The 18460-nt window shown below is 66.0% G+C and carries 18 protein-coding genes; 10 read left to right on the top strand and 8 right to left on the bottom strand.

All coding sequences use genetic code 11. The features are described from left to right. Nucleotides 1–56: 56 nt before the first annotated feature. Genes ABW137_RS29640 through ABW137_RS29625 form a run of 4 tightly spaced genes read left to right on the top strand, consistent with a single transcriptional unit; the run spans nucleotide 57 to nucleotide 2939 of the window. Nucleotides 57–1199, top strand: coding sequence for a thiolase family protein (locus ABW137_RS29640; RefSeq protein WP_526405439.1), 1143 nt, complete (start codon nucleotides 57–59; stop codon nucleotides 1197–1199). A 39-nt stretch (nucleotides 1200–1238) separates the two neighbouring features. Further along, entirely contained in the window at nucleotides 1239–1652 is a 414-nt protein-coding gene (locus tag ABW137_RS29635) for a Zn-ribbon domain-containing OB-fold protein (protein ID WP_526405437.1), read from the top strand. Nucleotides 1653–1662: 10 nt separating this feature from the next. Beyond that, the gene (locus tag ABW137_RS29630; protein WP_526405443.1) at nucleotides 1663–2514 is read left to right on the top strand and encodes a fumarylacetoacetate hydrolase family protein; all 852 of its coding nucleotides are present in this window, start codon (nucleotides 1663–1665) and stop codon (nucleotides 2512–2514) included. Beyond that, complete coding sequence (locus ABW137_RS29625; RefSeq protein WP_526405436.1) at nucleotides 2511–2939, top strand: HIT family protein; 429 nt, start codon at nucleotides 2511–2513, stop codon at nucleotides 2937–2939. Before ABW137_RS29630 ends, ABW137_RS29625 begins: the two co-directional genes overlap by 4 nt. Nucleotides 2940–3029: 90 nt before the next feature. On the opposite strand, the gene ABW137_RS29620 is transcribed toward ABW137_RS29625, so the two are convergent. After that, on the bottom strand, nucleotides 3030–3764 hold the full coding sequence (locus ABW137_RS29620; protein ID WP_526405434.1) for a DJ-1/PfpI family protein: 735 nt from the start codon (nucleotides 3762–3764) through the stop codon (nucleotides 3030–3032). Between the two features lie 161 nt (nucleotides 3765–3925). Between ABW137_RS29620 and ABW137_RS29615 the strand changes: the two genes are divergently transcribed. The 4 genes from ABW137_RS29615 (at nucleotide 3926) to ABW137_RS29600 (ending at nucleotide 7650) form a co-directional block, all read left to right on the top strand. Next, nucleotides 3926–4381: a MarR family winged helix-turn-helix transcriptional regulator gene (locus ABW137_RS29615; protein ID WP_526405432.1), complete on the top strand. Its 456-nt coding sequence runs from the start codon at nucleotides 3926–3928 to the stop codon at nucleotides 4379–4381. Nucleotides 4382–4519: 138 nt separating this feature from the next. Beyond that, nucleotides 4520–5245: a TetR/AcrR family transcriptional regulator gene (locus ABW137_RS29610; protein ID WP_526405430.1), complete on the top strand. Its 726-nt coding sequence runs from the start codon at nucleotides 4520–4522 to the stop codon at nucleotides 5243–5245. Nucleotides 5246–5417: 172 nt separating this feature from the next. Further along, nucleotides 5418–6176: a DUF3060 domain-containing protein gene (locus ABW137_RS29605; RefSeq protein ID WP_526405428.1), complete on the top strand. Its 759-nt coding sequence runs from the start codon at nucleotides 5418–5420 to the stop codon at nucleotides 6174–6176. 448 nt (nucleotides 6177–6624) lie between these two features. Then, nucleotides 6625–7650 carry an MmpL3/TtfA transport complex stabilizer gene (locus ABW137_RS29600; protein WP_526405426.1) on the top strand — a complete coding sequence of 342 codons (1026 nt, stop codon included), beginning with the start codon at nucleotides 6625–6627 and terminating at the stop codon, nucleotides 7648–7650. A gap of 7 nt (nucleotides 7651–7657) precedes the next feature. On the opposite strand, the gene ABW137_RS29595 is transcribed toward ABW137_RS29600, so the two are convergent. Both ABW137_RS29595 and ABW137_RS29590 read right to left on the bottom strand, forming a co-directional pair. Next, nucleotides 7658–8347, bottom strand: a complete 690-nt coding sequence (locus ABW137_RS29595) for a response regulator (protein WP_526405424.1) — start codon at nucleotides 8345–8347, stop codon at nucleotides 7658–7660. Further along, a complete protein-coding gene (locus ABW137_RS29590; protein WP_526405422.1) occupies nucleotides 8344–9903 on the bottom strand; it encodes an ATP-binding protein in 1560 nt (519 codons plus the stop codon). Before ABW137_RS29590 ends, ABW137_RS29595 begins: the two co-directional genes overlap by 4 nt. A 115-nt stretch (nucleotides 9904–10018) precedes the next feature. On the opposite strand from ABW137_RS29590, the gene ABW137_RS29585 reads away from it, so the two are divergent. After that, nucleotides 10019–11404, top strand: coding sequence for a dicarboxylate/amino acid:cation symporter (locus ABW137_RS29585; RefSeq protein ID WP_526405421.1), 1386 nt, complete (start codon nucleotides 10019–10021; stop codon nucleotides 11402–11404). A gap of 84 nt (nucleotides 11405–11488) precedes the next feature. Here the strand turns inward: ABW137_RS29585 and ABW137_RS29580 are convergent, their stop codons facing one another. Together ABW137_RS29580 and ABW137_RS29575 are read right to left on the bottom strand one after the other, a co-directional pair. Continuing rightward, nucleotides 11489–11803, bottom strand: coding sequence for a hypothetical protein (locus ABW137_RS29580; RefSeq protein ID WP_526405419.1), 315 nt, complete (start codon nucleotides 11801–11803; stop codon nucleotides 11489–11491). 71 nt (nucleotides 11804–11874) lie between these two features. Beyond that, nucleotides 11875–12204, bottom strand: a complete 330-nt coding sequence (locus tag ABW137_RS29575; protein WP_526405417.1) for a hypothetical protein — start codon at nucleotides 12202–12204, stop codon at nucleotides 11875–11877. 153 nt (nucleotides 12205–12357) lie between these two features. Here ABW137_RS29575 and ABW137_RS29570 point away from each other — a divergent pair, with 153 nt between their 5' ends. Further along, complete coding sequence (locus ABW137_RS29570) at nucleotides 12358–13995, top strand: long-chain fatty acid--CoA ligase (RefSeq protein WP_526405415.1); 1638 nt, start codon at nucleotides 12358–12360, stop codon at nucleotides 13993–13995. Nucleotides 13996–14010: 15 nt separating this feature from the next. Here the strand turns inward: ABW137_RS29570 and ABW137_RS29565 are convergent, their stop codons facing one another. From ABW137_RS29565 to ABW137_RS29555, 3 genes are all read right to left on the bottom strand, one after another. Then, the gene (locus tag ABW137_RS29565; RefSeq protein WP_526405413.1) at nucleotides 14011–15246 is read right to left on the bottom strand and encodes a thiolase family protein; all 1236 of its coding nucleotides are present in this window, start codon (nucleotides 15244–15246) and stop codon (nucleotides 14011–14013) included. A 55-nt stretch (nucleotides 15247–15301) separates the two neighbouring features. Further along, nucleotides 15302–17173: a serine/threonine-protein kinase gene (locus ABW137_RS29560; RefSeq protein WP_526405411.1), complete on the bottom strand. Its 1872-nt coding sequence runs from the start codon at nucleotides 17171–17173 to the stop codon at nucleotides 15302–15304. 120 nt (nucleotides 17174–17293) lie between these two features. Then, nucleotides 17294–18439 (bottom strand): BTAD domain-containing putative transcriptional regulator, encoded by a 1146-nt coding sequence (locus ABW137_RS29555; protein WP_526405441.1) that lies wholly within the window; start codon nucleotides 18437–18439, stop codon nucleotides 17294–17296. Nucleotides 18440–18460: the final 21 nt, after the last annotated feature.

Genomic DNA, 18460 nt, shown 5'->3' with positions numbered 1-18460 from the left:
CGCCAGCTGCTGTCATAGCAGACCGGTCCGAGAACCGTTACCGGAGAGGACGAGTCATGAGTCATGCAATAGTGGGCATCGGTGAAACCGAGGTCGGGAAGCACCCGGGAAGAACGGCGGTGGACCTGCAGGCCGAGGCGGTAATCCGGGCGTGCGGTGATGCCGGTGTTTCGGTTGGCGACCTCGACGGCTTGTTCAACCTGGGCCCGTACTCGAGACCGTTCCCGATGTTCTCGGCCAGCCTCAACGAATACCTGGGGATCCGCCTCAAGCGTCAGGCCACGATCGACGTCGGCGGGATCGTCTCCCCATCACACATGATCAACAATGCCATCGCGTCAATCGAGAGGGGCGAATGTTCACTCGTGGCATGCACTTTCGGCGAGGCCGCCGCCACCGGGCGAACCAAGGAGGGCCGAGGCTGGACGATGGCCGCCGACGATCTCGAGTTCGAGGCACCTTTCGGTCTGGTGGGGTCGGTTCTGCCGTATGCGCTCGTCATGTCCCGGCACATCGCCGAGCACGGCACGCGAATGGAGGGCTTCGGAGCGGTGGCGCTGGCCGCCCGTCGGCATGCCATGCTCACCGACAACGCCGTTATGCGTCAACCGCTTTCGATGGACGAGTACCTGTCCTCGCGGCCGATCGCATCGCCGATCAAGCTGCTCGACTCCTCGGTGATCGTCGACGGGGCAGGCGCCATCATCGTCGCATCGGAAGAGGTCGCCAAGGATCTCGGCGCGGTTCACGTCACCGTGCGCTCGTCGGCGATGATGTCGTCTCACCGGAACATCGGTCAGTTCCCGGGAATCGCCGAGCTCGGCATCGACGATGTCGGCCGGCGGGCGCTTGAAGGCGCCGGGCTCGATCTCTCGGACATCGACCTGCTGCAAGTGCACGACGCGTTCACGATTTCCGTCATCGTCTTCCTCGAGGAGCTCGGGTTCTGCAAGCGGGGTGCAGGCGGTGACTACGCGCTGGACGGCAACCTCGAATTGGGAGCGGTGTGTCCGGTCAACACGAACGGCGGCCACCTTTCGCAGGGCCACGTGTCGGGCATGTTGCACATCACCGAAGCCGTCCGTCAGTTGCGTGGCGACGCAGGCCGACGTCAGCTCGACGACCCGCAGTTCGTGATGATCGCCGGCGCCGGTGGATATTTCGGGATGACCGGCGTCATGATCCTGGGCAGGAACTGAGTCGTGGGTCAACGAGGCAACCATACAAACGGAGGTTGAATGTCCGATCACGTTCCCGTCTCGCCCGCACGGTGCGCGGTGTCCGCGGTGTCGGAGCCGTATTGGAACAGCCTGGCGGACGCTCGGCTGTCGCTGCCGTACTGCAACGCGTGCAACAAGCCCTTCTTCTTCCCGCGCAAGTGGTGTCCGAACTGCTGGTCGTCGAACCTGTCATGGATCGAGGCGAGCGGCAGGGGAACGCTGTACTCGCGCTGCATGGTCAACATGCCGTTCGACGGAAGGCCCGCAGAGGAGGTCCCCTACGCCGTTGCACTGGTCGATCTCGACGAGGGTGTCCGGCTGCCGGGCAGGCTGCGCCAAGCCGACGCAGCCATGCCGATAGGTGGCCGCGTGGTCTTGGAGTTCGCCGACGATCCCGAAGTGTCGCTTCCGGTTTGGAGGCAGGAGGAGTGACGTGCGGATCATGAACGTCGCCGGACGGCTCTTCCTCGAGTACGAGGGTGGATTCGTCGATGTCGCCGAGGCGAGCGGCGGAAAGTTCGACGCAGATCCGCAGGCGGTGTACGACCGGTGGGCGGAATTTCGCGAATGGGTGAACCGAAGCCGTCCAGCGGGCGGCGAATCACTGCCTGATTCCCCGCTGGGCAGCCCCGTGCCGAGCCCCAGACAAATGTTCGCGGTCGGTTTCAACTATGCGGATCACTCGGGGGAGCTTGGCGCCGACCTACCCAGTCGGCCGGTACTGTTCCCCAAGCTGCCGGCCTGCGTGAGTGGCCCCGCAGATGTCGTCGCGCTTCCCAGCGCGAAGGTCGACTGGGAGGTGGAACTCGTCGTCGTCATCGGCCAGGACGCTCGGAGTGTCACGGCCGACGAAGCTTGGCGATACGTCGCGGGATTGACTGTCGGCCAGGATCTTTCCGAGCGCGCCGAGCAATTCGAGGGCACCACGCCGCAGTTCAGTCTCGCGAAGTCGCTACCGGGATTTGGACGCCTCGGGCCGTGGCTGGTATCGGTCGATGAATTCGACGACCCGCAAGACTTGGCGATAACCTGCTCGCTCAACGGCGTGATCGTTCAGGATTCTCGCACCAGACATCTCGTCTTCGGTGTTGGTGAGTTGATCGAATTCCTATCAGCCCGCGTCCCGCTCTTCGCGGGGGACGTCATCTTTACCGGCACGCCGAGCGGCGTTGGCTTTTCCCGCACTCCGCCGCGATTCCTGGAGGCCGATGATGTCCTGGTCGGCACGGTAGAGGGCATCGGTGACCTCGTCACGCGTTTCGAGGCGAGACCACCGGGCCAGGTGATGACATGACGACCCCATGTGTTCCGTGCTCCTTGGAGCACGCCGACCCCTCGCTGGTGCTGTTCCGAAATGACTCGTGGGCGTGTGAGGTCTTCCCCGGCTTCGAAGTGCCCGGATGGTTCGTCTTGCGCACCCGGCGCCACGTCGAGCACATGCGCGGCCTCGACGAGCGTGAAGCGGCCACTTACGGTCGCTGTCTGCGCGATCTGACTGCGGCGGTTTCCGACGCACTGGGCGTAGAAACGGTGTACACGGTGTCATTTGGTGAACGGCATCCGCACTTTCATTCTCTGGTGATCGGAAGAGGGAATGACGTGCCAGAACAGTACCGATCGGCGGGCCTTCTCACGCTGCGCGAGTCGCTGCTCGATCTCGACGCGTCCAAGGTGGTCGCGTCGAAAGTGGCAGCAGCGTACCGGTCGCGGGTGCGATGACCCCGACGCTGGTGTACTGACCACGAATGTCATCGGTGATGACGGCGGTCCGTTGCGGGCCACGTCTCCAGTAGTTCTCCAGTAGTGCTGTTACACCGCGGCTACGGCACCGAGCCGCTGTGCGGCGCGCCTGATTGCGTCGTCATAGGGCTTGGCCATGGCGGCACCGTGGTCGAGTGCGCGCTGGGTGAGTTCGGGACCAGCGAGGTCCGGGCGGCCGACGCCAAAGAGCGGCTCGGGTGCGTACTCTGCCTGCAATTCCATCTCCTTGGCCACGTCGTCGCCGTAGAACTCGCGTGCCAACCACAACGCGGCTTCGACGCTGCCCGTGAGTGGCCCAGCGGTGATGCGGTTGCGGTCGACGACCACGTTGCCTTGTCTCGGTGTCGCCCCGAAGAGGGACAACAGGTCCCGCTGCTGAAAGTTGCTGGTGGCGTCGTAGCCGGTCAGTAGACCGGCCGCCGCCAGGAGCAACGTCCCTCCGCAGTTGCCGCCGACCCAGCGCGCGCGGCTGCCTCGGTCGGCGAGGAACTCGAGTGTTTCTTGGTCCTCGAAGATCTGGGGCGCCACGGCTCCGGTCCAGATGACGTCGAGGTTCTTCGGGCAGTCGGCGAACGTGGTGGTGGCACGGGTGGGGAACGTCGGAAAACCGACGATCTCCTCCAGGTTCTTCCACACCAAGTGAACGGTCGCGTTCTGGGCGGTTCCAAACACCGTGTGGATGCCGATGATGTCGACGGGCATGTAACCGGGGCTGACCAGAATCGCCACGTTCACCGGCGGGAGGGCCACGTCGTTCTCGAACTTCGTTGTCGCATCACTCATCTGCGTTCTCCTCTGGATGGCGCCGGGATTGTTTAAGCCACACTAACAGTGTGACTGAAGATTGATCAAGGCCTACGTCGCTCGTCGAGATCAGTCGACGTCATGGGTACTGTGACTCGATGGTCAACAGCGCAGGCGGCCACTGATGCGGGAGCGAAGGCATGCCAGAGGCCAGTAAGCCCAAGGCGGCCGGGCGTGATCGGCCGAGTATCGCCCTCTCAACCACGATGATGCTGATTGCCGCCGGTCGGCTGGCTCAACGCCGGTTCGAGGCCGCGCTCGCCGAGCAGAGGTTGACGTTGCGTCATATCGGGGCCATCGGGCACCTGGCCCATTCGCCGGATCTGTCCTACAGCGACTTGGCCCGCCGTGCTCGTGTCACGCCGCAGAGCATGCACGCCACGATCGGCCAGCTGGTCGAGCTTGGGGCGGTGGTGATCGAGCCCCGGGGTCGAGCCACCCACCTGCAACTCACCGCCCGTGGCCGCGAACTCCTCGCCTTCGCCGCTGATGCCGCAGCCGCCTGTGACGATTCATTCGACATCGACGACGACGTTGTTCGAAACCTCCGCGTAGGGCTCGAAGCACTTGTGCGACAAGGACTTTATCCGGACTAGCTTCCGGAGGTGCTTTGACGGCGTCACCGTCGACGTTCCGACTCACCGCGCGGCAACTACCGCTCGCCCCACCCGGCGTTGCGCATCGCTAACTGCCGCCGGTGAAGTTCATTGTGTCCGCGAGTCATTCGCGCGGCATTGACTCATCGGTTAGTTATAGTCAGCACGTCGAACGACGCCGGGACCGAGGTACTCACCGCTTCGCCGACGCGACGGCATTCCGACGAAGGGGGTGGGCTGATGGCGAGGGGACGGGCAACCGACACATCGGCATTGGTACTGGCGGCGGCGAGGGTGTTTCTGGAACGCGGCTACCACAACGCCACCATCGACCACATTGCCGAGGCGGCCGGTATCTCCCGGCCCACGGTGTACAAGTACACGCGCAGCAAGCAGCAACTGCTAGACCTGATGGTCACCGAGATCACGGGCCATCTCGGGCAGCGACTGCGCGAGATCCTCAGCCTCGATCTCTCACCGATGGAACGGTTGGACGAGTACGTGCGTGCCCATGTCCAAGCCTCCATCTCCAACCGATCGTTCTATGCGATCGTCTTCAATGAAGAGGTCGAGCTTTCGGTGGCCTCGAAGAAGGAATTTCGGAAGTGGGCGCACGACGTCACCGGGGACTTCAAAGGCCTGATCGAGGAATGCCTGGATGTTGGCCCGACATCGCCGGGACTGGATCCGGCGATCACCGCGAACCTCGTGTTGTCGATGTTGACGTCGCTTCATCGCTGGTACGACGAGCACGGAACGGTGTCGGCGGATGCGCTGGCCGATCAGATCCTGCGGTTGGTGCGCCCTGCGCTCGGAGGTGCCAAGCCGCGCAGGTCTGCAAGGACACGCTCGGTGCGGGTGTGAACCACCGGAATGGCACGGGCCGGCGTCTCCATGCCGGGGGGAACGAGAGGTTCGCCGACGACTCTGACATCGTGCAGCGGGAGGGGTCCTGCGTTGGGGGCTGATCCAAGCCTTCGCAGGCGATCGCGTTGACACGCCGTCGGGGGCCGGCCCCGTGTGCAAGCATCGGCGGATGAACGCCGATGACGATCCCGAGGCGCGGATCAGGGAACTGGAGCGCTCGCTGAACGAAAGGGCCCACGCCTCCGAACTGACGAAGAGCAGCACGGAGTTCGCGCAGGGCAGCGGTGGCGCGACCCCGTATCCGAGCCCGAGTTCGGGGCAGTACTACGGAAGCGGCAGCTACCCTCCGGCGCCGCCGGTGTCGTTCGTCGCGGCGCCGGTCCCGTACGCCAGCCCGTATCCCCAGGGTCCGCTGTCGACGTCGGGAGGGGCAGGGGCACGCTGGCTGGTCATCGGGATCTTGACGGCGGTCACGTTCGGTGTCATCGGCGGGGCCGGGCTGTGGGCCTGGGACACGTTCTCCGAGGTCAAGTCCATCGTGAGTCCGTCCCAGCCAACCGTCTCGGGCGGCGGCGGGCCCTTCGGTGAACATCCGACGCGCACGGTCGGTGAACCGGTCCCCAGCCTCACCGCGCCCGCGGGTGAGGACGGGCCTGCGCAAGGCGGGGACTACAGCGTGTCCGGGGTGGGCGAGAACCGATCCTTCGACTGCAGCGACGGCTTGATCAGCGTCAGCGGAGTCTCCAACACCGTCATGATCACGGGTCGCTGCGCCAGCATCACCGTGTCGGGTTTCAAGAACGTAGTCACCGTCGCCCGCACCGACGTCATCGTGGTGTCCGGCTTCGACAATCGGGTCAACTACCTCACGGGCGCTCCGGAGATCCAGAACTCGGGAGACGGAAACATCATCGAGGCTGGCGGCTGATCCGCTGTTTCAGCTAACACCTGACAGCCCAGGTCGAAAGCCCCGACGGGTGACATCCGCCTCACCGGTCACACGCGTCGGTTCGGCACCACCAATTCGCCAGTTCACTATCGTGTCGCCATGTGATCTAGCGCTCATTTTCGGATCGCAACCTAAGAAATCGCGATGTTGATGTCACCGACCGTTGAACGTTCTCAGGTTGCTGTACGCGAATATCATTTGGTCAACGGCTGTCCTTGGTTTGCCAATTGAACATTACAAGTCCATAACGACGAGTTTTCTAAGCGGGGCCTGAGAGGTTGACGTTGACGACAGTCGACAAGCCCCGACGGCGCACGGAATCGCGTCCGTTCGTCGCTACACTCGACCGAGACCGCGCCCCCACTGGGGCGTCGACCAGATCGATCAATAGCCGGCCCACGTGATGCTGGCGGAGGTGCCCCGAAACATGGCTAATGCTTTTGCGCGTTCGAACAGCGGCTCGGTAGAGAATCCGGAGGCTGCCCGGCTGCACGAGGTGACAGTCGGTCGTGGCCCCATCTCCGACATCGCCGTCGACGCAGCGACCATCGTCGTCACCAACTTCGGCGACGACTCGATCGCCGTCCTGGACTCCGAGACGCTCGCCCTGCACGGCGGCGTCTTCGCCGGACAGCCCACCACCGTCGCCGTTGCCGAGTACCGCGCCTTCGTCGCGGTGTCCTCGGCCAGCTACGACGCCATCGCGGTGATCGACACGATCAGCGGCGACGTCGTCAGGGAATTCCCCCTCTCGTTCAACGTGACCGCACTCGTCGCGAGCCCCGACGGCAAACGCGTCTACGCGGGACGCGCCGGCGACAACGGCATCGACATCGCAGTCATCGACGTCACCGCCGATCGCGTCGGCACCATCTACGTGGCGAAGGGCGCAGACGCCACCATCGACGCGCTTCGGATCGACGGTTCCGGCCGTCGTCTGTACGTGGCGGTGTCCGACGCGCGCAGCAGCAGGCTACTCACCGTCGACGTCGAATCCGCGCGAGTGCGGCGCACCCTGGAGATCGGCGCCCCCATCCGCGGCCTGGAACTCGGCATGGATAGCACCGCCTACGTTCTGACCTCCGACATCACCGACGGCGGCGTGCTCTACTTCGTCGACCTCGTCGCCAACCAGATCACCGGGATGGTCACCGTCGCCGCGGCGCCCACGCAACTGGCCATCAGCGAGGACGGCCTCCGCGCCTACATCGCCGACTACGGTCAGGTCGTCGTCGTCGACACCGCCAACCGCAGCATCGTCACCACGGTCTCGGTCGGAGCGCGCCCGTCCGCGATCGCGGTCAGCGCCGATCGCCTGTACGTCGCCGACTACAGCGGACGCGTGCACGCGTACGCGGTGGCCGTTCCGCTGCCGATGCTCTACTCGCAGTTCGTGGCGGAACCATCGATTGAGGCACCCGTACGCCGCGAGCTCGAGCCCGCAGGCGTCTGATCGTCGGCTACCGCCACTGATAGCGGGTCTTTGGTCGACCCGAGCCGCCGTACTCCGTGCGCCTCGTCACCGTTCCGTCGTCGGCCAACCTCTCCAGGTAGCGCCACGCGGTAACACGTGACACGCCAACGGCTTTCGCGGCCTCGTCGGCCGTCAAGCCCTCCGCGTTGTCACGCACCGCGCGGGCGACGTCGTCATTCGTCTGAGGCGCGGCGCCCTTGGGCGCGACGGACTTGTCGGTCGCGATGCGCAACTCGGCCAACGCCCGGTCCACCTCGGACTGGCTTGCAGCGTCGACACCGGCGGGCAGCGCGGACCGGTAGCGCTGGTATCGCTCCAGCCGCTCGCGAAAGGCGGCGAAGGTGAACGGTTTCAACAAGTACGCCAGCGCCCCGTGCGCCACCGCGGCGCGAACCATCTCCAAATCGCGCTCCGACGTTATCGCGATGATGTCCGGGGCCGGCCGCAACCCCGCCAGCGCCGACGCCAGGCTGATGCCGCTTGCGTCGGGCAACCCCAGGTCGAGCAGCACCAGGTCGATCGGCGTCGGGGTGGCAGCCGCCGCGGCCGCAGCCTGCATCGCCTCCCGCGCGCTGTGGACCACCGCGGCGGCCGAAAACCCCTCAAGACGGCTCAGATACGTGCGATGAGCCTCCGCGATGAGCAGATCGTCCTCCACGATCAGCACCGAGATCATCGCGTGCCTCCCGGAACGGTCACGGTGACCACCGAGCCGTAGGTGACGTCGGCATTCAACGTCCCGTCGTGGCGTCGCACCACCTGCGCGACGAGGGCCAGACCGAGGCCGTGGTGTTCGGGCTGGCTGTCGGCCTTGGTCGAGTACCCACGCTGCATGGCCCGCTCGAACGTCTCGGCATTCATTCCCGCGCCGCTGTCGGCAACCCGCATCAACAGTTCCCCGTCGTCCTGGGACACGGTGACCTCGACCCACGGGTCGGCGCGGTCACACGCATCCATCGCGTTGTCGATGAGATTGCCAAGCACCGTGATCATCTCCTGCGCCGACAAGGGCACTTCGTCTGCGTCGGAGGGTAATTGGGTGTCCTCGGTCACGGTCAACGCGATACCGCGCTCGTCGGCCTGGGAGGACTTGCCCAGCAGCAGCGCCACCAACGCCGGCTCGCCGACGTCGTGGGACAGTCGGTCCACCAGGCGCTGCGACAGCGCCAGCTCCTCGGTCGCGAAGTTGACGGCGTCCTCCGGTCTGCCCATCTCGACCATCGTGATCACCGTGTGAAGCTTGTTGGCCGCCTCGTGCGCCTGCGAACGCAGCGAATCGGTCAGCACCTGTAGCGAGCTCAATTCGCCTAGGGCGCCCTGCAATTCCGTACGGTCGCGCACCGTCACCACCTCGGAGCGGGCGGAGTCCGCGACCTTCGAGCGATTCACCACCAGCACCCGGTCATCGGTGACGTGCACCTCGTCGCGCGCGCCGGGGGAGTAGGCCCGCAGGAACTCCGGCAGATCCGGCTGGGTGACGCGGCCCGGTGGCAGGGCCAGCAGGCGACGGGCCTCGTCATTGACGAGCACCACCTTGTCTCGGTCGAGCACGATCAGTCCCTCGGAGACCGAATGCAGGATGGCGTCGTGATGTTCGTACATCACCCTAAGCTCGTCCGGGCGCAAGCCGTGCGTCTGCCGCAGCAGGCGCCGCAGGATCGCCCACACTCCCACCAGAGAGAGGCCGAGTGCGCCGAGCCCTACCGACGCGATCATGGGCCACTGTTCGCGCCACCGCTGGGCGAGGGTCTGCTGCGTGATGCCCGCCGACACCAGGCCGACCACTCGGCCCGATTCGTCCCGCACCGGGGCGATGGCTCGGATCGAGGGACCCAGCGTGCCCGTGTACACCTCCGTGAACGTCTCCCCGCGCAAGGCGGGCGCTATCGTGCCGAGGTAGTGGCCACCGATCTGGGTGGGATCGGTGTGCGTGAACCTCGTCCCGTCGGGCGACATGATCGTGATGAATGCGATGTCGGTGTTCGTACGGACCGCCTCGGTGACCGGCTGCAATATCTCGGTGGCCCGCCCGGAATCGATGGCCGCACCCGTCGACGGGGAATCGGCCAGCGCCGTCGCGATGCTGACCACCTGCTGGCGGGCCGCCGCATCGCCGTCGCGACGCGCATCCACCAGCGCCAATGCGCTGCCCGCCACCACGACGACCGCGATGACCACGATCTGCAGGGCGATCGCCTGGCCCGCCAACGACCGCGGCCACCACCTCCGCATCGTGCCTCCACGTCTCGATATGTGAACGAAATGAACTAAAGCGTGACCTGGGTCACTTGAGGGAACACCATCCTTGCAGACCACTTTTCGTCGTCGAGTCGAAGGAAGATCCCCCATGGCCACTCAGCCGGATACGTCCGCACCACCCAAGAAACGCGATCGCACCCACTGGCTCTACATCGCGGTCCTCGTCGCCGTCGTCCTCGGTGTCGCGGTCGGCCTGCTGGCACCGGAGGTCGGCAAGTCCCTCGCGGTGCTCGGAACCATGTTCGTCGCCCTCATCAAGATGATGATCGTGCCGGTCATCTTCTGCACGATCGTCCTCGGCATCGGCAAGGTGCGCGCCGCCGCCACGGTGGGCAAGGTCGGCGGTCTGGCATTCCTGTACTTCCTGGTCATGTCGACCGTCGCACTGGCGATCGGCCTGGTCGTCGGCAACCTCCTCAGCCCCGGCACCGGCCTCAACCTCGCCGAGACGGCAGGAAAGGGCAGCGAGTACGCCGAGAAGGCCCACGAGGCCGGTGGCCTGTTGGACTTCATCGAGGGCATCATCCCGACGTCGTTGTTCTCGTCTCTGACCGAGGGCAGCGTGCTGCAGGCGCTGTTCGTCGCCCTGCTCGTCGGCTTCGCCGTCCAGGGCCTTGGCAGCTCCACCGAGCCGATCCTGCGCGGCATCGAGCACCTGCAGAAGGTGGTCTTCAAGGTCCTGGTGATGGTCCTGTGGCTGGCCCCGATCGGTGCCTTCGGCGCCATCGCCAACGTGGTCGGTGCCACCGGCTGGAGCGCGGTCGTGCAGCTGCTGACGCTGATGCTCGGCTTCTACATCACCTGCATCATCTTCGTGTTCGGCGTGCTCGGCGCCCTGATGCGGCTGGTGGCAGGCGTTTCGATCTTCCGCCTGGTCCGCTACCTGGCCCGCGAGTACATCCTGATCTTCGCCACCTCGTCGTCCGAGTCGGCGCTGCCCAGGCTGATCGCCAAGATGGAGCACATGGGCGTCGACAAGACCACCGTCGGCGTCGTCGTCCCGACCGGCTACTCGTTCAACCTCGACGGCACGGCCATCTACCTGACCATGGCGTCGCTGTTCGTCGCCGATGCGATGGGCAAGCCGCTGGCGATCGGTGAGCAGATCGGTCTGCTGGTCTTCATGATCGTCGCCTCCAAGGGGGCGGCGGGCGTCAGCGGCGCCGGCCTGGCCACGCTGGCAGGCGGGTTGCAGGCTCACCGTCCCGATTTGCTCGACGGCGTCGGTTTGATCGTCGGCATCGACCGGTTCATGTCAGAGGCCCGCGCGGTGACCAACTTCTCCGGCAACGCCGTCGCCACCGTGCTGGTCGGTTCGTGGACGAACACGATCGACAAGCAGCGAGTGGACTCCGTGCTCAAGGGAGACTTGCCGTTCGACGAATTGACGATGCTGGACGACGACGACCTGACGCCGAAAGAGGCCGAGAAGAGCGCCGAAGTCAAGACTGGAAAGGTAGCTACGCCCGCCTAGCGCGCGGCGCGCAAGACGAGACGGGCCCGGCCAGAATCAACTGGCCGGGCCCTCTCGCGTCGAGGTGTCGAGGAGTTTCAAGGATCAGCGTGTGCAGTCCAGCGACACCGAGATCGACTGGCTGGTCACCTGGGGGATGAGGATGCGATCACCGTTGTTGCCCGGACCGACGAAGGGCACCAGCTGCGATACCGACTGCGGATTGCGCACGTTGGTGACCGTGCACTCCGAGATCGGTGCGGTGCCGATCTTGTCGAGGGTGACCGTGTACCCCTCGGACTGGAGCCGGCTGATCACTTGCTGGGCGGTTTCCTCGTCCGCCGCGGCGAACGCCGCAGGCGCCAGTGCCGCCCCGAGAATCCCGAAGGTCGCCGCAGCGACCGCCCACTCCGTGCGCATGAAGCACCGTCCTGTCATGTTGCTGGCAATCATCCACTACGGACGGCGCCAAGGGAACTCCAGACGTGCCGTCACTTGGAGCAGTCGAGCGACACCGAGATCGACTGGCTGACCGGAACCTGGATGATCCGATACCTGCGGTCGCCGTTCTCGTCTCGCGGCCCGTAGTAGTCCTTGATGGAGCGAGTTTGCGTCTGGGGATTGCGGACGCTGGTCACGACGCAGTCCTCGATCGGCGCGCTGCCGACGCGGTCGACGTTGACGGTGTAGCCCTCGGACTGGTACCGCGCGATGGTCTGCTGAGCGGTTTCCTCCGCGTTGGCGACACCCGGCGCCACCAGGGTCATGGAGACCAATGCGGCGGAAGTGGCGAAAGTGGCTAGAAGCAATGATGGACGCATGGGCGCCCCCTATCTGATGAATGAATCGTTCACCAATACATCGCCAGATGGGGCCGATTCGTTCCACGAGTTTGGGGCAGCCCTGGGCTGAACCGCCAAAACTTCACCCGGGCCTTCACTAGCATCGCGGCCAGAGCCCGGGAGGAACGACAGATGCAGAGCACCATGCAGGACGTCCCCTTGACCATCACCACGATCATGCGCCACGCCTGCGGGGTGAACCCCGAGCGCACGGTCACCACCGCCCTCGGAGAGGGTCGATACCGCACCGTCACCTACGAGGAGCTCGGCGAGCAGGTCGGCCGACTGGCCAACGCCCTGCGGGGGCTCGGCATCGACGGCGACCAGCGGGTCGGCACGTTCATGTGGAACAACGCCGAACACCTGGCGGCCTACCTCGCCGTTCCGTCGATGGGCGCGGTCCTGCACACCCTGAACGTCCGGCTGGCACCCGAACAGATCGCCTTCATCGCCAACGAAGCCCAGGATCAGGTGATCATCGCCGACCTGTCCCTGACGGCCCAACTAGCCGCCGTGCTCCCCATGCTGGATACCGTGCACACGGTCATCGCCGTCGGCGACGGTGAGCTGGCACCATTGACGGCATCGGGCAAGACCGTGCTCCGGTACGCCGACGCGCTCGCGGAGCAATCACCCGATTTCGACTGGCCCGTGGTCGATGAAACCTCCGCTGCGGCGATGTGTTACACCAGCGGCACCACCGGAAACCCGAAAGGCGTTGTCTACAGCCATCGTTCGAGCTACCTGCACGCCATGAGCACGTGCACGGCGAACACGTTGGGCATCGGCACCGACGACTCCGTGCTGCCGATCGTCCCAATGTTCCACGCCAATGCCTGGGGGCTGCCGTACGCCGCGCTGATGGCCGGTGCGGACCTCGTCCTGACCGACCGGTTCCTCGACGCGAGGTCGATCATCGACCTCGTCGAGTCTTGTCGGCCCACCGTGGCGGGCGCCGTGCCGACGATCTGGAACGACGTGTTGCACTGCCTGGAATCCTCTCCTGGCCGGGACATCTCGTCGCTGCGCCTGGTGTCGTGCGGGGGATCGGCAGTGCCGTTGTCGCTCATGCAGGCGTTCGAGGCGCAGTTCGGGGTCACGATCCGTCAACTGTGGGGGATGACCGAGACCTCACCCGTCGCCACCACCGCGTGGCCGCCGCGGAGCGTGTCCGACGACGACGAGCGGTGGGCGCTGCGCGCCACCCAGGGTCGTCCGGTTTGCGGTGTGGAGGTGCGCATCATCGACGATGCCGGAGAGCCGCTTCCCAACGACGGCAAGGCCGTTGGCGAGCTCGAGGTCCGCGGGCCGTGGATCACCGGCTCCTATTACCAGGGCCGCGACGGGTCGAAGTTCGATGATGGTTGGCTGCGGACAGGCGACGTCGGCCGGATGGATCAGATGAGCTTCGTGACGTTGACAGACCGCGCCAAGGACGTCATCAAGTCCGGTGGCGAGTGGATCTCGTCGGTGGAGCTGGAGAACCACCTCATCGCGCATCCCGCCGTCCTCGAGGCGGCGGTGGTTGCGGTGCCCGACGACCGCTGGCAGGAACGGCCGCTGGCCGCGGTCGTCCTCAACGAGGGCGCCGACGCCTCGGCCGCCGATCTCCGGGAGTTCTTGGCGGACAAGGTGGTTCGCTGGTGGTTGCCCGAGAGGTGGACGTTCGTCGACGAGGTACCTCGGACGAGCGTCGGCAAGTACGACAAGAAGACCATCCGCGCCCGCCACGCCGACGGTCACTACGAGGTCGTCGAGGCCCGCGACTGACGGCCGGGGGTGGTACTAGCGCTCGGCGCGCTGATAGGCCGTCACGACGGCCGCGCCGCCGAGTCCGATGTTGTGCTGCAGCGCCGCGGTGACGCCGTTGACCTGGCGCTTATCGGCCGTGCCGCGCAGCTGCCAGGTCAGCTCGGCACACTGTGCCAGGCCGGTGGCGCCCAGCGGATGACCCTTCGAGATCAGGCCTCCCGACGGGTTGACCACCCAGCGTCCGCCGTAAGTGGTGTCGCCGTCGTCGATCAGCCTGGGTGCCTCGCCCTTGCCGCACAACCCGAGCGCCTCGTACAGCAGCAGCTCGTTGGCCGAGAAGCAGTCGTGCAACTCGATCACCTGGAAGTCCTCTGGACCAAGCCCGGTCTGATCGTAAACCCGTTGCGCGGCTTGCACGTTCATGTCATAGCCGATCACATTTGCCGCGCTGCCATCGAAGGTGCTGGCGAAGTCGGTGGTCATCGACTGGCCGACGATCTCGACGGCCTGACCTTCCAGTCCGTGCTCGTCGACGAAGTCCTCGCTGACCACGATGGCCGCGCCGGAACCATCCGAGGTCGGCGAGCACTGCAGCTTGGTCAGTGGGTCGGAGATCATCCGCGCCGCCAGGATGTCGTCGAGGCTGTACTCCTGCTGGAACTGCGCATACGGGTTGTTCACCGAGTGCTTGTGGTTCTTGAAGCCGATCTTTGCGAAGTGTTCGGCAGTGCTCCCGAACTTCCTCATGTGCTCGCGGCCCGCAGCGCCGAACATCCACGGCGCCACCGGAAACGCGAACTCGTCGATCTCGGCCAGGGCCTTGATGTGGTTGCCAAGAGGCGACTCGCGGTCCTGGGCGCCGCCCCCGAGCGACCCCGGCTGCATCTTCTCGAAGCCGAGCGCGATCACGCAGTCGGCCAGTCCGCCGCGAATCGTCTGTGCCGCAAGGTACAACGCGGTAGACCCCGTGGAGCAGTTGTTGTTCACGTTGACGATCGGGATGCCCGTCATGCCCAGCTCGTAGAGCGCCCGCTGGCCGGACGTCGAGTCACCCGAGCAGTATCCGACGAAGCCCTGCTCCACCGCGCCGTACCCGATGCCGGCGTCGGCGAGCGCCTTGGTGCCCGACTCCTTGGCCATCTGCGGGTAGTCCCAGCCCTCCTGACTCGACTCGTGATCCGCGTCGCGAGCCACGCGTCCGCCCGGCTTCTCGAACTTCGTCATCCCGACTCCGGCGACGAATACTCGGTTGCCTCTCCCGACGGCCATGGCTCATCCCCTTCGCTGCGGTGCGTGTCTGGCCAACGTACAACGGGGTGGGGATTCAGCTGTCGTGCAGCCACCACTGGTGTAGGGAGTCGAGGTTGTCGCTCTCGACGACACCGAGCAGAAGGTCGGCGTCCTGTGACCACGTCACGTCGGCCTTGCCCTCATACGTCCCGCACGCGATCTGGCCCGCCGACACGTCCGGCGTGTCGTTGTAGTGCCACGTGGTCGGCGAGTCCGAGGTGAACGTGGGGCAGCGCAGCACCTCGTCGTCCTCGGCGACCGATGCCGTGAAGGCGTTGTTCAGGTCCTCGAGGGTGGGGTAGATCGAGTAGCGCGCGACGCTTGGGCCGCCGGGCAGCGCGGACTGTCCACAGTCCATCGTCGCCAGCGCTCCCCGAGCGGGCGGCTCGACCGGGTCGCAGGCGCTCACCGGGTAGCTGGCCGGGATGAGGGACCTCAGCGTGGCCACCGCATCGGTACCCGACGACGTGCTGGTGCGCGTCTTCGAGGTCCTCGTCGTCGTGGTCGACGTCCGCGAGGAACTCGATGAACTCGATGCCCCGTTGTTCGATGGCGTGTCGTCGGAGCTGGTCGCGACGACGATTCCGACGGCGCCGAGCACCAACACCAAAACGGCAGCCACGATGGCGATCGGCACCCACGGGGTCTTCTTGCCGCCGGGCGATCCACCGCCGGGCGGCGGAGCATTCCAGTGCTGTTGGCCTGGCGGCGGTGGTGGTGACCCCGCAAAACCGTACTGCGGCATCGGCGCCTGAGCCGTCGGGAACGCCGCGGGTGTTCCCCCGCCGGGTGGCGGCGGGGCCCCGTACGGCGGTGGCGTCGTCCCATACGGGGGTGGGGTCGCTCCGTACGGTTGCGGCGTCGGGCTGTACGGGGTTGGGGTGGGGCTATAGGGCGGTGGCGTCGGGCTGTACGGGGGTGGGGTGGGGCTGTAGGGCGGCGGAGTGGTCCCGTACTGCGGTGTCTTCGACAACGAGGGCGGCCCGGCGACGGTTGCCGACGGATCCAGCGGCACCCCCGGCATGGTCGCCGCCGCGCCGCGGCGAAGGATCGTCTCCGCCTGGTCTTGATCCTGCACCGTCAATGCCGCGTTCGCCGCGGTTGCCAAATCGCCTGCCGACGCGTAGCGCTCAGAGGGATCCTTGGCCATGCCCTTGGCCACCACGTCGTCGAAGGCCACGGGGATTCCCGGTCGCTCGAGACTCGGTCGGGGGATGGGATTCATCAGGTGCGCCGTGATGACCACGCTCACGCTGTTCCCCGCGTAGGGCTGCGCACCTGCAAGGCATTCGTAGAGCACGCACGCCAGTGCGTAGATGTCGGCGCGATAGGTGACTTCGTCGTTGGTGAAGCGTTCCGGGGCCATGTAGGCGTAGGTGCCGACGGCCGTGCCCAACTCGGTGAGCTTCTCGTCGGTGGAGGCGTTGGCGATGCCGAAGTCAACGAGATAGGCGAAGTCGTCGCGGTTGATCAGAATGTTCTCGGGCTTGACGTCGCGGTGCATGACACCGCTTTCGTGGGCGGCATCCAACGCCGAGGCGATCTGGCGGACGATCGCGACGGCACGGGCCGGCGTCATGGGGCCGAAGTTGGTCAGGATCTTGCGCAGATCCGAGCCGTTGATCATCCGCATGTCGACGAAGAGGACGCCGTCGATCTCGCCGTAGTCATGAATCGGCACCACGTGCGGCTCCTGGAGACGGCCCGCCGAATGCGCCTCGCGCTGCAGCCTCTTGCGGAACACCGGATCGTGCGACGCACCCTCGGGAAGGAGCTTGAGGGCGACGGTGCGGTCCTTGACGGTGTCCTCCGCCTCGTAGACCTCGCCCATGCCCCCCTTCCCAAGCAACCGCAGAAGGCGGTAGTGGCCAAACATCGTGCCCTCGCGCGACTTCGGCTCGCTCATGTTCCGTCTCCTCCCCCTACGGCCGCCGCGACCTGGCTCCTCGGCAGATCGCGGACGCGCCAGCAGCCACCTTAGTGCCTGCACCCGGCCGCGGCGGAGCCATTCACGTGCTCACCGCGATCACGCAGGCTGGTGGAGCTCGAACACGAACTCGTAGTCGCAGATCCGGATCCGATCGCCGTCATCGAGCATGGCGGTACCCCGAACACGCTGATCGCCGACCTCGATCCCGTTGGCCGAGTGCAGGTCGGTGATCACGTAACTCGTTCCCGTATCGATGATCACCGCGTGGTGGCGGCTCACGTTGGGGTTGTCGAGCACGATGTCGTTGTCGGGCAGCCGCCCGATTCTGGTGGCACCCGCCAACAGCGGATGGCTGCGTCCGGGCCTGGCTCCCGATGACGGGCCCGTCACCATGCGCAGCTGCGCCAGCGCGGTCCTGGTGCCTGCCGCGGTTCGCATGTCGATGTTGACGATCTTGGCCACCGCCGTGGTCGACGCCGCCTTCTTCGCGTTCAACGGCTCCTGGCGGAGGATCCGTTCGTGCAGCGCGCGCACCGACGGTCCGGGGTCGATCCCGAGATCGTCGGCGAGTGTGGACTTGAGGCGTTGGTAGGCGTCCAACGCGTCCGACTGCCGTTCCGTCAGGTAGTAGGCGGTGATCAGCTGGGTCCACAACGGCTCGCGGTACGGGTGTTCGCCGACCAGTGTCTCCAGCTCGCCGATCACGGCATAGCCACGGTTGCAAGCGATTTCGGCTTCCGCGTGGGCCGTGTGCGCGACCACTTTGTCTTCGATCAGCGCAGTGGCGAACGGATCGACGAACTCGAACTCGCGCAGGTCGTCGAGAACCGGGCCGCGCCACTCCGCGAGCGCGTCCGACAGGTGCCTGCTGGCCTGCTCGAACTGACCCGCGGCGGCCTCGCGGACGCCTGCGGTCTTGTGGGCGATGAAGCGGCCGATGTCGCAATTGGCGTCGTCGACGGCCAGTCGGTAGCCGGGCGGCGCGCTGGCGAGTACCGACCGGGCATCGAGCCCGGCGCCCGCGATGAGGCGGCGCAGGTTCGAGATGTACGAGTGCAGGCTGGCCTTGGGCTCGGGCGGCGGGAACTGCTCCCACGCGGCGTTGACGAGGGACTCGCTGCTGACCGGGCGGTTGCGCCCCATCACCAGCATGGCGAGCACCGCGCGCTGCTTGGCGCCACCCAGGGTGACCGGGCGATCGTCCAGGCTGGCCTCGAGATGTCCAAGTAGTCGGAGCTGCATGACAGGGCGGGTGTTGGCCGG

The organism is Mycobacterium sp., assembly GCF_040509115.1.
Taxonomy (GTDB): domain Bacteria; phylum Actinomycetota; class Actinomycetes; order Mycobacteriales; family Mycobacteriaceae; genus Mycobacterium.
Note: the sequence above shows the minus strand (reverse complement) of the source record. Positions and strands in the feature narration are given on the sequence as shown.

What these genes read in the sequence shown, in the direction of transcription:
- ABW137_RS29640 (WP_526405439.1), top strand. Translation starts at nt 57, where the DNA reads ATGAGTCATGCAATAGTGGGCATCGGTGAAACCGAGGTCGGGAAGCAC.
- ABW137_RS29635 (WP_526405437.1), top strand. Translation starts at nt 1,239, where the DNA reads ATGTCCGATCACGTTCCCGTCTCGCCCGCACGGTGCGCGGTGTCCGCG.
- ABW137_RS29630 (WP_526405443.1), top strand. Translation starts at nt 1,663, where the DNA reads ATGAACGTCGCCGGACGGCTCTTCCTCGAGTACGAGGGTGGATTCGTC.
- ABW137_RS29625 (WP_526405436.1), top strand. Translation starts at nt 2,511, where the DNA reads ATGACGACCCCATGTGTTCCGTGCTCCTTGGAGCACGCCGACCCCTCG.
- ABW137_RS29620 (WP_526405434.1), bottom strand. Translation starts at nt 3,764, where the DNA reads ATGAGTGATGCGACAACGAAGTTCGAGAACGACGTGGCCCTCCCGCCG.
- ABW137_RS29615 (WP_526405432.1), top strand. Translation starts at nt 3,926, where the DNA reads ATGCCAGAGGCCAGTAAGCCCAAGGCGGCCGGGCGTGATCGGCCGAGT.
- ABW137_RS29605 (WP_526405428.1), top strand. Translation starts at nt 5,418, where the DNA reads ATGAACGCCGATGACGATCCCGAGGCGCGGATCAGGGAACTGGAGCGC.
- ABW137_RS29600 (WP_526405426.1), top strand. Translation starts at nt 6,625, where the DNA reads ATGGCTAATGCTTTTGCGCGTTCGAACAGCGGCTCGGTAGAGAATCCG.
- ABW137_RS29595 (WP_526405424.1), bottom strand. Translation starts at nt 8,347, where the DNA reads ATGATCTCGGTGCTGATCGTGGAGGACGATCTGCTCATCGCGGAGGCT.
- ABW137_RS29590 (WP_526405422.1), bottom strand. Translation starts at nt 9,903, where the DNA reads ATGCGGAGGTGGTGGCCGCGGTCGTTGGCGGGCCAGGCGATCGCCCTG.
- ABW137_RS29585 (WP_526405421.1), top strand. Translation starts at nt 10,019, where the DNA reads ATGGCCACTCAGCCGGATACGTCCGCACCACCCAAGAAACGCGATCGC.
- ABW137_RS29580 (WP_526405419.1), bottom strand. Translation starts at nt 11,803, where the DNA reads ATGCGCACGGAGTGGGCGGTCGCTGCGGCGACCTTCGGGATTCTCGGG.
- ABW137_RS29575 (WP_526405417.1), bottom strand. Translation starts at nt 12,204, where the DNA reads ATGCGTCCATCATTGCTTCTAGCCACTTTCGCCACTTCCGCCGCATTG.
- ABW137_RS29570 (WP_526405415.1), top strand. Translation starts at nt 12,358, where the DNA reads ATGCAGAGCACCATGCAGGACGTCCCCTTGACCATCACCACGATCATG.
- ABW137_RS29565 (WP_526405413.1), bottom strand. Translation starts at nt 15,246, where the DNA reads ATGGCCGTCGGGAGAGGCAACCGAGTATTCGTCGCCGGAGTCGGGATG.
- ABW137_RS29560 (WP_526405411.1), bottom strand. Translation starts at nt 17,173, where the DNA reads ATGAGCGAGCCGAAGTCGCGCGAGGGCACGATGTTTGGCCACTACCGC.
- ABW137_RS29555 (WP_526405441.1), bottom strand. Translation starts at nt 18,439, where the DNA reads ATGCAGCTCCGACTACTTGGACATCTCGAGGCCAGCCTGGACGATCGC.